General features: G+C 32.8%; 12 protein-coding genes. 7 read left to right on the forward strand and 5 right to left on the reverse strand.

The features are described 5' to 3' along the window. Nucleotides 1–25: 25 nt before the first annotated feature. Both msrB and aroB read right to left on the reverse strand, forming a co-directional pair. Nucleotides 26–562 carry a peptide-methionine (R)-S-oxide reductase MsrB gene (gene msrB / locus B4L98_RS00380; RefSeq protein ID WP_125350119.1) on the reverse strand — a complete coding sequence of 179 codons (537 nt, stop codon included), beginning with the start codon at nucleotides 560–562 and terminating at the stop codon, nucleotides 26–28. Continuing rightward, nucleotides 550–1,602 (reverse strand): 3-dehydroquinate synthase, encoded by a 1,053-nt coding sequence (aroB, locus tag B4L98_RS00385; RefSeq protein WP_291077255.1) that lies wholly within the window; start codon nucleotides 1,600–1,602, stop codon nucleotides 550–552. Before aroB ends, msrB begins: the two co-directional genes overlap by 13 nt. Before the next feature lie 161 nt (nucleotides 1,603–1,763). On the opposite strand from aroB, the gene B4L98_RS00390 reads away from it, so the two are divergent. From B4L98_RS00390 to B4L98_RS00420, 7 genes are all read left to right on the forward strand, one after another. Then, nucleotides 1,764–2,918: a GlmU family protein gene (locus B4L98_RS00390; protein ID WP_038336997.1), complete on the forward strand. Its 1,155-nt coding sequence runs from the start codon at nucleotides 1,764–1,766 to the stop codon at nucleotides 2,916–2,918. A gap of 129 nt (nucleotides 2,919–3,047) precedes the next feature. Beyond that, complete coding sequence (locus B4L98_RS00395; protein ID WP_291077256.1) at nucleotides 3,048–4,085, forward strand: PLP-dependent cysteine synthase family protein; 1,038 nt, start codon at nucleotides 3,048–3,050, stop codon at nucleotides 4,083–4,085. Nucleotides 4,086–4,178: 93 nt separating this feature from the next. Next, nucleotides 4,179–5,438 (forward strand): aminotransferase class I/II-fold pyridoxal phosphate-dependent enzyme, encoded by a 1,260-nt coding sequence (locus tag B4L98_RS00400; protein ID WP_114999385.1) that lies wholly within the window; start codon nucleotides 4,179–4,181, stop codon nucleotides 5,436–5,438. A 162-nt stretch (nucleotides 5,439–5,600) separates the two neighbouring features. Then, nucleotides 5,601–6,671 (forward strand): 3-phosphoserine/phosphohydroxythreonine transaminase, encoded by a 1,071-nt coding sequence (gene serC, locus B4L98_RS00405; RefSeq protein ID WP_038337000.1) that lies wholly within the window; start codon nucleotides 5,601–5,603, stop codon nucleotides 6,669–6,671. A gap of 87 nt (nucleotides 6,672–6,758) precedes the next feature. Beyond that, nucleotides 6,759–7,709: a D-2-hydroxyacid dehydrogenase gene (locus B4L98_RS00410; RefSeq protein ID WP_291077257.1), complete on the forward strand. Its 951-nt coding sequence runs from the start codon at nucleotides 6,759–6,761 to the stop codon at nucleotides 7,707–7,709. Between the two features lie 33 nt (nucleotides 7,710–7,742). After that, nucleotides 7,743–8,990, forward strand: a complete 1,248-nt coding sequence (locus tag B4L98_RS00415; RefSeq protein ID WP_286513150.1) for a DUF1015 domain-containing protein — start codon at nucleotides 7,743–7,745, stop codon at nucleotides 8,988–8,990. A 3-nt stretch (nucleotides 8,991–8,993) separates the two neighbouring features. After that, the gene (locus B4L98_RS00420; RefSeq protein ID WP_286486145.1) at nucleotides 8,994–9,653 is read left to right on the forward strand and encodes a YggS family pyridoxal phosphate-dependent enzyme; all 660 of its coding nucleotides are present in this window, start codon (nucleotides 8,994–8,996) and stop codon (nucleotides 9,651–9,653) included. A gap of 90 nt (nucleotides 9,654–9,743) precedes the next feature. On the opposite strand, the gene B4L98_RS00425 is transcribed toward B4L98_RS00420, so the two are convergent. From B4L98_RS00425 to B4L98_RS00435, 3 genes are all read right to left on the reverse strand, one after another. After that, the gene (locus B4L98_RS00425) at nucleotides 9,744–12,146 is read right to left on the reverse strand and encodes a TonB-dependent receptor domain-containing protein (RefSeq protein ID WP_291077260.1); all 2,403 of its coding nucleotides are present in this window, start codon (nucleotides 12,144–12,146) and stop codon (nucleotides 9,744–9,746) included. Nucleotides 12,147–12,278: 132 nt separating this feature from the next. Then, nucleotides 12,279–12,995 (reverse strand): iron-sulfur cluster repair di-iron protein, encoded by a 717-nt coding sequence (gene ric, locus B4L98_RS00430; RefSeq protein ID WP_038337005.1) that lies wholly within the window; start codon nucleotides 12,993–12,995, stop codon nucleotides 12,279–12,281. A 57-nt stretch (nucleotides 12,996–13,052) separates the two neighbouring features. Next, nucleotides 13,053–13,829, reverse strand: coding sequence for a class I SAM-dependent methyltransferase (locus tag B4L98_RS00435; protein ID WP_038337006.1), 777 nt, complete (start codon nucleotides 13,827–13,829; stop codon nucleotides 13,053–13,055). Between the last annotated feature and the right edge of the window lie 16 nt (nucleotides 13,830–13,845).

Raw genomic sequence — 13,845 nt, forward strand, 5'->3', positions numbered from 1 at the left:
AAGCTGTCGAAACAGCTTTTTGATTTTATTTTACAGGTTTGAAATCTAACGAAAGCGAATTCACACAATAACGTAAACCAGTTTCTGTAGGTCCGTCATCAAAAACGTGTCCTAAATGGCTTCCACAATTTCCGCAAAGAATTTCTGTTCTCTTCATTCCGTGCGAAGTGTCTACACGTTCTACAATTTTCCCTTCTTTTATTTCTTTGTCAAAACTTGGCCAACCACAATGTCCATCAAACTTAGAAGAAGAAGAAAACAATTCTTCTCCACACGCATTACATGTATAAATTCCGTTTTCGAAATGCATGTTGAATTTTCCTGTAAAAGGACGTTCTGTTCCAGCTTCTCTTAAAACATAATATTCTTCAGAAGAAAGTTCTTTTTTCCATTCTTCGTTTGACTTATTGATATTGAATTGAGGTTTTTCGTTCATCGTAACAGTGTTTGAAGGTTGTTCTACTTTAGCATCTTCTTTCTTGTGTTGAGATGTACAAGCAGCCATAAGGCTCATTATTAATCCAACAACAAAAAAAGAAGTATATTTTTTTAGGCAATCCATTGATTATATTTTTCAAAAGCTTGTCTGATTTCTTCTTCAGTACAAACTACATCATAACGACAATTTCCAATCTTGTTGATCAAACTAAAGTTGATTGAATTGTTTTGATTTTTTTTGTCGTGTTTCATCCATTCCATTAAGTTCGGAAAAATTTTCATATCAATTGTATTTAATGCATACATTGACGAAAAACTTTCGCAAACCTCTTCCACATCAGCTTTAGAAATTAATTCTTGATCATAACTAAGGAATGTCTCAATAATCATTCCGATTACAATTGCTTCTCCATGTAAAAGCGGAAAATCAGTTTCTAAGGATTCACTTTCTATAGCATGACCTATTGTATGACCAAAATTTAAAATTTTGCGTTCACCTTTTTCATATGGATCATTGACAACCACATTTTCTTTGATATGAATAGAATCCATGATAAAAGGAGCTAAAGATTCGGCATCGTGCGAAGGTAATTGCACCAAATTATCCCAATGATCACGGTTCTTGATTAAACCATGTTTTAACATTTCGGCTAAGCCAGATTTTACTTGACGTTGCTCTAATGTCAACAAAAATTTAGGATCAACTAACACCATTTCCGGCTGTGTAAATGTCCCAATCATGTTTTTCATTCCTTCCAAATCAATTCCATTTTTTCCACCAGCAGAAGCATCAACTTGCGATAATAACGTAGTTGGAATGTTGATGAATTTGATTCCACGCTTGAAAGTAGAAGCCATAAAACCTCCCATATCGGTTAAAACTCCACCACCAACATTAATAACTAATGAATGACGATCTGCACCCAACTCGCTTAATGCTAACCAAAGATTAGTTACAGTATCGATGTTTTTATTTTCTTCTCCAGAGTCAATTTCAAGGATTTCGTAAGCAGAAATATTGTCCAAATCGGCTAATAATAGCGGTAAACAATGCACATGAGTGTTCTCATCTACCAAAAAGAAGATAGAAGAAAAAGTGTTATTTGCAAGGTAATCGTCTAATATATATGCGATTGAACCAAAATGAATCGGAGCTGATTTCAAAATGAAAAATGTTTTTAAAATGTGCCTAAAATTACGACGACCTTTTTACATCAACCAAATATTTTGAATGATTTATTTTAGGAGGGCTGTCGATAGAATCTATATTGATATTATCGACTTATAAAATAATTATTTTTAAATTTGCACAAATTCATAGATCAATGAACATAGTTCTTTTTGATGGCGAAGAATGGGAAGATTTTTTGCCCCTAACATTTACAAGACCTGTAGCTGCCCTAAGAATGGGGATATTGAGTTTTGCAGAACGTTGGGAAAAAATACTAAATACAGAGGTTTCTTATCAAACGAAACCTTATTTGCAAGAAAAATTTCCTGCTAAACTTCAAACAGAAAATACATTTATCAACCCAACTTTTTTTCCGAATGAAAAATTAATTGAAGCGATAAAGAATTTAAAACCAAACCAAACCCTAATTTTTGACAATCAACTTGTAGCAGTTAAATCAACTGAAGAAACTCCAAAAATCACATCAGATATTATTCAATTTGAAGATGAAGTAATTCATCTACAACATTCTTGGGATCTGTTTACTTACAATTTCCAGGCAATTGAATTTGATTTTGATTTGGTGACAAAAGGAAGAACTTCTCAATCAATATCTACAACCAACCAAGTTTTAGCTCCTGAAAAAATATTTATTGAAGAAGGTGCGAAAGTTGAATTTTCTATTTTGAATGCATCAGAAGGTCCAATTTATATTGGAAAAGATGCCGAAATTATGGAAGGTTCTATGATTCGTGGCGGATTAGCTTTATGCGAGCATGCAAAAATAAATATGGGTGCAAAAATATATGCTGGTTGTACGATTGGTCCTTTTTGTAAAGTTGGTGGTGAATTAAATAATTCAATCCTAATAGCATATTCAAATAAAGGACATGATGGGTTTTTAGGGAATTCTGTAATTGGAGAATGGTGCAATTTAGGCGCGGATACAAATAACTCAAACTTGAAAAATAATTATGCAGAAGTAAAGTTATGGAGTTATAACCAAAAAAGATTTGTAAAAACAGGTTTGCAATTTTGTGGTTTAATAATGGGCGATTATGCTAAATCTGCAATCAATACACAATTTAATACTGGTACAGTTGTTGGAGTTTGTGCGAACGTTTTTCAATCAGGTTTTCCACCAAATATGATTAAACATTATAGTTGGGGTGGACAATCAGACGCTCCTGTTTTTAATTTTGATAAAGCTTGTGAAGCTGCAGAAAAAATGATGGAAAGAAGAAAAATTGCTTTTACACTTGCTGATAAAAGAATTTTAGAACATATTTTTAATTTAAATAATAACTAATTTAATAACGAGTAAATCATAAGAATTTAAGTTTAAAATTGTAATATGATTAATTTTACGTGTTAATCTTTTAACAATTAATTAAAAAATCCTTAATTTTGCTTTTTGTTAGAAAAGAATATTTGTGAAATGACTGGTAAATATAAAAACGTTTTAGAGTTAATTGGAGATACTCCATTAGTTCAATTAAACAGAATTAACCAAGACATTCCAGGCGAAGTTTATGCAAAGTTAGAATGTTACAATCCTGGACATTCAACAAAAGACAGAATAGCTTTACATATTATAGAAGAGGCTGAAAAAAATGGTCTATTAAAACCTGGTGCTACGATTGTAGAAACAACTTCAGGTAACACTGGATTTGCTGTAGCTATGGTGGCTATCGTAAAAGGGTACAAATGTATCTTAGCGGTATCGGATAAAACAAAGGCAGAAAAGATTTCATTCTTGAAAGCGATGGGAGCAAAAGTATTTTTGTGCCCTGCGAATGTACCTGCTGATGATCCAAGATCATATTACGAAGTAGCAAAACGTATTGCTGCGGAAACGCCAAATTCTCTTTATATTAATCAATATTTTAATCAAGGGAATACAGAAGCTCACTATTTAACAACAGGTCCTGAAATCTGGAATCAAACAGAGGGTAAAATTACTCACCTAATCGGTTGTACAGGTACAGGAGGAACTTTGACAGGTAGTGCACGTTATATAAAAGAGCAAAACCCAGATGTGAAAATCATCGGAGTTGATGCTTATGGATCAATATTGAAAGGTTATCACGAAACTGGAAAAATTGATCAGAATGATATCTATCCTTACAGAATCGAAGGAATGGGAAAAAATTTAGTTCCTGGAGCTTTAGATTTTGAAATGGTTGATTCTTTTATCAAAGTGACAGACGAAGAAGCTGCTTATCGTACAAGAGAAATTGCTTTGAAAGAAGGAATTATGGCAGGATATACTTCTGGTGCTGCAACACTAGCATATAAACAATTGGCTGAAGCTGGAGAATTTGACGAAAATTCTTTAGTTGTAATTTTGTATCCAGACCATGGTTCGCGCTATATGACAAAAGTTTTTAGTGATGATTGGATGGCAGAGCAAGGCTTTACAAATAGCAGACTCAATGGTTTAGAAGCTCGAGCAACAGTCGAAAGAATTAAATAATACGTATATTTGTAAAAATTAAATATTTAAAGTAGGTAGTGTTCGTTCACTTTCTACTTTTTTTCAATTAATAAAAAATTAAACTATAATAAAATGGACATTTTTGAACGTTTAAAACAGAACCCTGGACCATTAGGTCAATTCGCTGATTATGGTGAAGGTTATTATGTTTTTCCACAGTTAAAAGGAGAAATTGGACCCGTAATGGAATTCCAAGGTAAAAAAGTAATTACTTGGTCAATCAATAACTATTTAGGTTTAGCTAACCATCCAGAAGTTCGTAAAGCTGATGCTGATGCGGCAGCTGAATATGGTATGGCTTATCCAATGGGAGCTCGCGCAATGTCTGGACAAACAGATTTTCACGCACAATTAGAGCAAGAATTGGCTGATTTTGTTCAAAAAGAGTCTGCTTATTTAATGAATTTTGGATACCAAGGAATGGTATCTACAATTGATGCTTTAGTGTCTAAAAATGATGTAATCGTTTATGATGCTGAATGTCATGCTTGTATCGTGGATGGTGTTCGTTTACACTTTGGTAAACGTTTTATTTATCAACACAATAACATCGAAAGTTTCGAAAAAACAATTATTCGTGCACGTAAATTAGCCGACAAACAAGGAGGAGGAATTTTAGTGATTACAGAAGGTGTTTTCGGAATGACAGGTAAGCAAGGTATTTTAAAAGAAATTGCTGCTTACAAAGACGAATACAAATTCCGTTTATTAGTTGATGATGCACATGGTTTTGGTACTTTAGGTAAAACTGGAGCTGGAGCTGGAGAAGAGCAAGGTTGTCAAGATGCAATTGATATCTATTTCTCTACTTTCGCAAAATCTATGGCTGGTTTTGGAGCTTTTATCGCTGGAAATAAAGATATTATCCGTATTTTAAAATATAACTTACGTTCTCAAATCTTTGCAAAATCATTGACAATGCCAATGGTAATCGGAGGTTTAAAACGTCTTGAATTATTACGTTCTCAATCTGAGCTTAAAGACAAGTTATGGCACAATGTAGAAAAAATTCAGAAAGGTTTACAAGAAAGAGGGTTTGATATTGGAGGTTCTAACACATGTGTTACGCCAATCGTATTGAATGGTTCTCCTATCGAAGCGACTGTATTGGCAAAAGAAATGCGCGAAGAATATGGTATTTTCGTTTCTGTAGTAGTTTATCCAGTTATTCCAAAAGGAATGATTATTTTCCGTATTATTCCAACTGCTGCTCACGAAGACGAACACATCGAATATACGTTAAACTCATTTGCTGAGATTAAAGATAAATTAGCTGACGGATATTACAAACGCAAAGCAGAAGAATTGAATGTTGATTTTGTTCAATACTAAAATAAATATTCAATCAAATAATAGAAAAACCCTAAACTGAATTAGTTTAGGGTTTTTTGTTTGTATTCTGTTCAAAAGTTAAGTAATTATTCACTTTTTTCCATATTTGATTTACTATATTTGTTTACAAATTAGACACACAAACACACAACAATTTTAATTATGAAAATTCACAATTTTAGTGCAGGACCATGCATTTTACCACAAGTTGTTTTCGACAAAATGGCTCAAGCTTGTTTAGATTTCAACAATTCAGGAACATCAATCTTAGAAATTTCTCACCGTCGCAAAGATGCGGTAGAAGTAATTGATACAGCAAGAGCGTTGGTAAAAGAATTGATGAATGTTCCAGAAACACATGACGTAGTTTTTATGCAAGGTGGAGCTTCATTGCAATTTCCTACTGTAGCTTACAATTTATTGAAAGAAGGCGGAAAAGCAGCTTATACACAAACAGGAAAATGGGCAGAAAATGCTATCAAAGAAGCGAAGCGTTTCGGAGAAATCGAAGTTATTGCTTCTTCAAAAGATCAAAATTATAGTTATATTCCAAAAGGATATACTGTTCCTTCAGATGTTGATTATTTCCACTGCACATCAAATAATACCATTTTTGGAACACAAATGAAAGAGTTTCCAAATTCTCCAGTTCCAATAGTTTGTGATATGTCTTCGGATATTTTATCTCGCACAATTGATGTTTCTAAATTTGGTGTAATCTATGCTGGAGCCCAAAAAAATATGGGACCTGCAGGTTCTGCTGTTGCAATCGTTCAAAAAGATTTATTAGGTAAAACGGGACGTAATATTCCCGATTATTTAAACTACGAAACACATATCAAAAAAGAATCATCGTTTAATACGTGGCCAGTAATTGCAATTTACGGTGTCATGTTAAATTTACAATGGTTAAAAGAGCAAGGTGGAGTAGAAGCGATTGCAAAAATTAATACTGCAAAAGCAGATGCAATGTATGCTGAAATTGATCGTAACGGATTATTTACAGGAACTGCTGCAACAGAAGATCGTTCTCAAATGAATGCCACTTTTGTCTTAAATAACGAAGATTTCAAAGCTGATTTTGATGCAATGTTAAAAGAAGCTGGAGTTGTTTCTTTGGCTGGTCACCGTGATGTTGGTGGATACCGTGCGTCTATGTACAATGCTTTACCATTAGAATCTGTTCAAGTTTTGGTAGAAGTAATGAAACAATTTGAACAAAAATTTGGTTAATCAGCAGACATTAGATGCTAGATATTAGTATTGAGAAATATATTATCTAACATCTAAAATCTCACATCTTAATTCTATAATAATAACATGAAAATATTAGCAAACGATGGAATTTCTAAGGCAGGAATAGAAGCTTTAGAAGCAAAAGGTTTCGAAGTAATAACTGTTCACGTAGCACAAGAACAATTAGAAAATTATATCAACGAAAATGGAGTTGAAGTACTTTTAGTGCGTTCTGCGACTAAAGTTCGTCAACCTTTGATTGATGCGACAAATCTTAAAATTATCGGTCGTGGAGGAGTTGGTATGGACAATATCGATGTTGCGTATGCACGCGAAAAAGGAATTCAGGTGATTAATACGCCAGCATCTTCTTCTCAATCTGTAGCAGAATTTGTAATTGCGCATTTGTTTTCTATCGTTCGTAATTTACACCAAGCCAATCGTAATATGCCTTTAGAAGGAGATTCTAACTTCAATGGATTGAAAAAAGCTTACGCAAAAGCAATCGAATTGAGAGGAAAAACAATGGGTGTAATCGGTTTTGGCCGTATCGGTGTAGAAGTGATTCGTGAAGCGATTGGTTTAGGAATGAATATTTTAGTGTATGATAAATTCCCAGCAACACGTGACATTGAATTAGAATTTTTTGATGGTCAAAAATTAACGTTTACCATCACTTCTGTTGATTTTGATGAAGTCATTACAAAAGCAGATTTCATTTCGCTGCATGTTCCAGCACAAGATGGATATATTTTGGGTGAAAAAGAATTTGCAAAAATGAAAGATGGCGTGATTGTAATTAATACGGCTCGTGGTGGAGTAGTTGACGAGCGTGCTTTGGTTGATGCAATTGAAGACGGAAAAGTTGCTGGAGCAGCCTTAGATGTTTTTGAGAATGAGCCAACACCAGAAATGGGCTTGTTGATGAACGAATCTTTGTCATTATCTCCTCATATTGCAGGTTCTACGAATGAAGCGCAGGACAGAATTGGAACTGAATTAGCTTCGCAAATCGTTGAGATTTACGGAAAATAATTTTGAGTTTCATTCTATCTAAAACTATTCAAAATGCCTCAATTTAAACCATTCAAAGGAATTCGACCTACAGAAGAAACTTCTCAAGAATTTGTGACGCTTGCCGTTAATCAATATTCGAAAGAAGAATTGGACTATTATATCAATAACAGAGAAAACTCTTTTTTGCATATTATTTTACCAACTTGGGACGAAACGATTCAAGATCCGAAAGAGAAATTCAGAAAAGTTCGCGAGAATTTTGAGGATTTTATTTCGAAAAAAATATTAACGCAAGACAAGTCTTCTTTTTATATTTATCAAGTGATACAGCCTGATGGACGCGAAACAAAAGGACTTTTGGGCTTGGTGAATATTGATGATTATCGTCAAAATAAAATTAAAAAGCACGAAGAAACATTGGAACGTCGTGTGGAATTATTTGCTGATTATTTGAAGGAATCTCACTTCCATGCGGAGCCTGTTTTATTGACTTATAAACCTGCTCAACGCGTTGATTTATTGATTGATACGGAAATGAAACGCAAACCGATCCTGAAAATAGAAGAAGAAAACGGAACGCAACATTTATTGTGGAGAGTAGATAATCGATTGAATTTAAAACAATTAAAAGATTCGATCGAGAAATTGGACGAATTGTATATTGCAGATGGACATCATCGTATGGAAAGTTCGGAACGATACACAAAATTTGCGGTTGAAAATTCGAAAGATGAAGTCTATGGTGATGAAGCTTTTAATTATACGTTAGCACTTTTAGTTTCGAATGAAGATTTGATTATCAATGATTATAATCGATTAATTAAAGATTTAAATGGCTTAACTCCAGAAGCGTTTTTAACTGCTTTAGAAGTTGATTTTGAAATTATTCCGAAAGCTGATGAATTAGTTGTGCCAACAAAAAAACATCATATTGTGATGTATTTAGATGGTCAATTTTATAGTTTATATGTCAAAAATAACTTATTGACAACCGAAGGATTAAGCGAGTTGGATACGTATATTTTCGAAGAAAATGTGATGAAACCAATTCTTAATATTCAAGATTCTAAAAAGGATAAACGTGTTCATTACGAATGTGGAACGCGTAATAGAGAAGGAGTGGAAGCACTTAAAAACAAGGTTGATCATCACGATTATATTGCAGCTTTTGCTTTCTATCCAGTGGATGTGAAGGATTTGCAATTGATTGCAGATTTAGGGCTTAAAATGCCTCCAAAAAGTACATATATCGAACCAAAACCTTTAAGCGGTTTTGCTGTATTCGATTTGAAAGAATAAAAAATGAGTATTCAAGAAAATTTAAAAACAATCGAAGCTACAATTCCTGCTCATGTGACATTGGTAGCGGTTTCTAAGACAAAACCTGTAGAGGATTTGCAAGAAGCTTATGCGGCTGGAATGCGAGATTTTGGAGAAAACAAAATTCAAGAAATGTGTGATAAATACGAAGTTCTTCCAAAGGATATTCGTTGGCATATGATTGGACATGTACAAACCAACAAAGTGAAGTATATGGCGCCTTTTGTGCATTTAATTCATGGAGTTGATAGTCTAAAATTGTTGAAAGAAATTCACAAACAAGCCGAGAAAAATAATCGCGTAATTGATGTTTTGTTGCAACAATTTATAGCAGATGAAGAAACTAAATTTGGTTTGGATCAAGAAGAAATTCAACAAATTATGCAAGAAGAAATTCAACATTTACCAAATGTAAGAGTTGTTGGATTGATGGGAATGGCAACGTTTACGGAAGATGAAAATCAAATTCGCGAAGAATTTCGTTCTTTAAAATCTAACTTTGATTCGTTGAAAAATAATTTCGAAAATCTAACTATTTTATCAATGGGAATGTCGGGAGATTATCAAATTGCGATAGAAGAAGGTAGTACAATGGTTCGCATTGGAAGTTCAATTTTTGGACATCGTAATTATTCCATATAATGGACTAATTTTTTTTAAAATAACAAAACCCTAAAATGATAAGTTTTAGGGTTTTTGTATTTTTAGTTTTGATTAAAAAGTTTTTATATGTTAACCATTTCCTACGCCTCCGCTTTGTTCTTGGTTAGATTTTGAGCGTTCTATATTAAATTGTTTTCCGAAATTGTAACTAATTCCAATACGATACATTCTGAAAGCTTGATTAACTCCCATATTTGTTACGTTGTTAGACGTACTTGTGTAAGTTCCATTTTTATTTTCGAAAAGGTTAGAGATATTTGCCGAAAGTTGTAATTTCTTTTTAAATACCATTGCTCTCATACCAATGTTATGACGCATAAAATCTCCAAATTTGTCTAATCCATCTGTACTTTTTGTATAATATGAATAAGTGTAATTAGCAAAAAGTGTTTTCTTTTTATTTAAATCTAAATTATTTGTAATTCTAAATTCCCCATTCATTCCGTCTAATGTATAATTCATTTCAGGAATTTTACTGGTTGTTTTACGATAGAAAACATCTGCCGAAGCATTTACTTTCCACCATTTATAAGGTTTTACGTTGATGTTTTCACTTAAACCAATACTATATGTTTTTCCAATATTATAAGGCTTAGAAAGTGTAATCTTGGTATCAGGATCCATGATGCTTACTTGCTCAAAAAGATCATTCGCATTGCGGTAATACAAACTTGTTACCAATAAATCTTTATACGCATGCTCTAACTCGAAATTATTCGAATTAGAAGGCGTCAAATTTGGATTTCCTTCTGAATAATTATACTCATTTTGTTTCGTTCTTCTTGGATTTAAATACCAAATAAATGGACGATCTACACGACGACTATAGTTTAATGTAAACGAATGATTTTCCGATGATTGATACATCAAATAAGCGGTAGGATATAAGCCGTCATAAGTTTTTTCGTAATTATTTTTCGGATCTTCCATAATGCTTTTCACTTGTGCATGCTCATAGCGTAACCCAACTTTTCCTGTCAGCTTTTCACTCAATTGTTTTTCTACCGAATAATACAATGCGTAGACATTCTCTTTGTAATTGTATTTGCTTGCAAAATCGGTATCTTCATGGAAATTATCATTCGGATTAAGTTTTAAAAATCGTTGATTTTCCGCTTCATCTGTTGCCCAACGTAAACGCGTTCCATAATTCATTTTCCACGAATTAACAGGATGCTCCATATCGATACTTGCATTGAATCGGTTTGAAGAGCCGTCATTTAAGCTGTAATTATTTTCGTATTTACCAGGGATTTCTGCCCAATTAGGATCAAATTCGTTACTGATATTTTTGTTATTGCTATCGTTTCCGTTATTCGAATAGTCAAAATCGAATGTTAACTTTTTACCTTCGGTTTTGAATTTTTTGATGATATGGTAATTTAATCCCAGATAATTCCAATTCCATTTTCCACCATCCCAATTCGTCGTCATATAACGATTTGTTTTGTTGTTCACTAAATCGAAAATATCAATGACTGAATTTCCTTTACTTTCTCCTTTACCATCTGAAATATCTAAATTGAAACCTGTAATTAAGTTGTCATTGATTTGATAATCAATACCAATTCGACCACCATAATAATTGTTCTCATTTTTATTAATTCCGTCCGAAGTCCATTTTTGATCTGGATATAAAGTTGTATTTTTACTTTTACCATACCAATTTCCTAATCCACTGTAAATACTAGAAGTTAATGTCCATTTTCCTTTTCGGTAATTGATATTCCCGTTCAAATTGAATCCACCGTATTTTTGCTGGTTGTATGAAGTCGAAATAGAACCATTCAAACTTTCTTGTTTTGCATTTTTCAATACAATATTGATGATTCCACTGTTTCCTGTCGCATCGTATTTGGCTGGAGGATTTGTAATGACTTCAATTTTTTCAATATCTTCTGTTCGAATGGTTTTTAGATAATTTGACAATTGTTCACTGCTCATTTGCATTAATCGGTCATTAATCATGACGCTTACTGAACCTTTTCCTATAATCGAAATAGCATCTGTCGCTTCTTCCACCTCGATACGTGGCGCAAGTTTCAATGCATCTAAGGCATTTCCACCTTTTGCACCTTCTGCTTGATCGACATTGAAAATTAATCGGTCTACTTTCTTTTCAACTAATTTTTTTTGACCTGTAACAACAGCTTCCGTTAAGGTTACATTTTCAGTTTTAGGAACTAAAATAATTCCTAAATCCGTATGATTCATAATCGTGAGAGAGGATGAATGAAGTAAAATTCCAGCTTCTTCAATTCTATACGTATAAGTTCCTTCTTCTAAAATAACCGTAAAGTGCCCATTTTTGTCAGTAGAAATTTCATCTATAATTTTTTCGCCTTGAAAAATGATTACATCTGCTAACGCTATTGGAGCTTGATTGGTATATTGAAAAGTTCCTTTTATTTCTTGTTGAGCAAAAGTATGAACAGATGCAATACAAATAATTGGAAGAAAATATTTTTTCATTTATAGGGTTGTTTACAAATAAGACGCATCAATCATCAAAAAGTTACAAAACTATAAGTGAAAATATCTTAAATAATAATGAATTAAAGAATCAAAAACTCCCAATAAGGGGATTATTGGGAGTGAATAAACTTATTTAAGTTCTTTTTCTAATTGAATAGATTTTGGAAATAGAATGTTGTTTTCGATGTGAATATGAGTATGCAAATCATTCTCGAATTCTTCTAACATTGCATAGGTCACGCGATAAGTGTTACACGCATCTGCTGGTGGAGTGTAATGATTGGTAAGTTCTGCAATCCTTGCAAAACGATCACCTTCTGCGGTATGTTCATGTTCCATCATGTGAACTGGATTTTCAACTGTACCAAAATGAGGAACTTCTAATTCTATTCCTCTTTTCTTTGCATGAGTCATTTTTTTGATAAATGGAAAAAGAATTAATTCTTCTTTTTTTAAATGAGCACTCAAATCTTGAGCTGTTTGATTAAATAAAGCGTTTATTTCATAAAGTACTGGATGTCTTTCACCATGAACTTTGCATAATTTGTCTAAGAAAGCGAGTAAAACAGGTATTTTTTCTTCCACATAAGCATGATGTATTTTTTCAACATATTCACTTAGCAAATCCAATGGCCACGATTTAAAATCAATTGAAGCTTCGGTTTGAGAAGGTAAATTTTCCAAATCATTATACACTTTGTTTACATCTGTAGTTTTATTTTCACAGGCTTCTTCGATGGTTCTTCCACCACGGCAACAAAAATCAATGCCATGTTTTTTGAAAATCGCCGCAGTTCTAAAATCTTCTGAGACCATTTCTCCGATTAAATCTGTTTTTATGTCCATAATAGAATACTTTTTATCTTTTATTAAATTAAATTTTTTTTGAGCCTTTTAGCATTATTATTTTTTCTTTGCAATCATGACAAAAGCACACAAATGTTCTTCGTATTTTTTGAAAACTTTCTTCATTTTTATTACTCTTTCTCTCACTTCTGTTTGAGTTGCAATATTTTTTATGATAGTTAAAAACCCTGAAAATCCTTCATCATCAATTAATCTTGAAGGTTCAAGCAGGCGCATTTCAGCTGTTTTAATTTCAATAATTTCGAAACCTTCTTCTTTTACAAGAATTTTCCATTCTTCAACTGTTAATGGTCTTGCATTAACATTCATCGTAATTGCAAGCTCTTTTTGAATGTTCTTTTTGATTTCATCTGAAATATTATTCGGTTTTAATGCTAATTCATGAATTGCATAGTATCCATCTTTTTTTAGAACACGATGAGCTTCTTTTATGATTTCACTTTTACGATGATTGGCATGCATCGTTAGCATAGCTTCTCCAAAAATTTTAGTTTGAGAACAGTCATCAAGTCTTGTGTCAGCAGCATTTCCTAATTGAAAAACAGCTTTTTGATTATCAAATTTTTGATTTAAATTCTCGATAATTTTTTCGTCTAAATCAATTCCAATGTATGATGTTGGCTGTTTGTCAAGTACAATAGAAGTGGTATAACCAAGCCCAGGAGCAAATTCTACAATCGCATCATTTGTATTGATATCTAACAATTCAACCATTTCATTTGTCAACTTTTTTCCTCCAGGTCTTAGTACTTTTTTTCCTATTTTAGCAAGGAGCCAATGTCCAGACATTTTATCAATTGTATCATTTTTCATTTGAGTAAGTTTTTTA

The organism is Empedobacter sp. UBA5528 (genome assembly GCF_002426075.1).
GTDB lineage: Bacteria > Bacteroidota > Bacteroidia > Flavobacteriales > Weeksellaceae > Empedobacter > Empedobacter falsenii_B.

What these genes read in the sequence shown, in the direction of transcription:
- msrB (WP_125350119.1), bottom strand. Translation starts at nt 562, where the DNA reads ATGGATTGCCTAAAAAAATATACTTCTTTTTTTGTTGTTGGATTAATA.
- serC (WP_038337000.1), top strand. Translation starts at nt 5,601, where the DNA reads ATGAAAATTCACAATTTTAGTGCAGGACCATGCATTTTACCACAAGTT.
- B4L98_RS00435 (WP_038337006.1), bottom strand. Translation starts at nt 13,829, where the DNA reads ATGAAAAATGATACAATTGATAAAATGTCTGGACATTGGCTCCTTGCT.
- B4L98_RS00410 (WP_291077257.1), top strand. Translation starts at nt 6,759, where the DNA reads ATGAAAATATTAGCAAACGATGGAATTTCTAAGGCAGGAATAGAAGCT.
- B4L98_RS00400 (WP_114999385.1), top strand. Translation starts at nt 4,179, where the DNA reads ATGGACATTTTTGAACGTTTAAAACAGAACCCTGGACCATTAGGTCAA.
- B4L98_RS00415 (WP_286513150.1), top strand. Translation starts at nt 7,743, where the DNA reads ATGCCTCAATTTAAACCATTCAAAGGAATTCGACCTACAGAAGAAACT.
- B4L98_RS00425 (WP_291077260.1), bottom strand. Translation starts at nt 12,146, where the DNA reads ATGAAAAAATATTTTCTTCCAATTATTTGTATTGCATCTGTTCATACT.
- B4L98_RS00390 (WP_038336997.1), top strand. Translation starts at nt 1,764, where the DNA reads ATGAACATAGTTCTTTTTGATGGCGAAGAATGGGAAGATTTTTTGCCC.
- ric (WP_038337005.1), bottom strand. Translation starts at nt 12,995, where the DNA reads ATGGACATAAAAACAGATTTAATCGGAGAAATGGTCTCAGAAGATTTT.
- B4L98_RS00395 (WP_291077256.1), top strand. Translation starts at nt 3,048, where the DNA reads ATGACTGGTAAATATAAAAACGTTTTAGAGTTAATTGGAGATACTCCA.
- B4L98_RS00420 (WP_286486145.1), top strand. Translation starts at nt 8,994, where the DNA reads ATGAGTATTCAAGAAAATTTAAAAACAATCGAAGCTACAATTCCTGCT.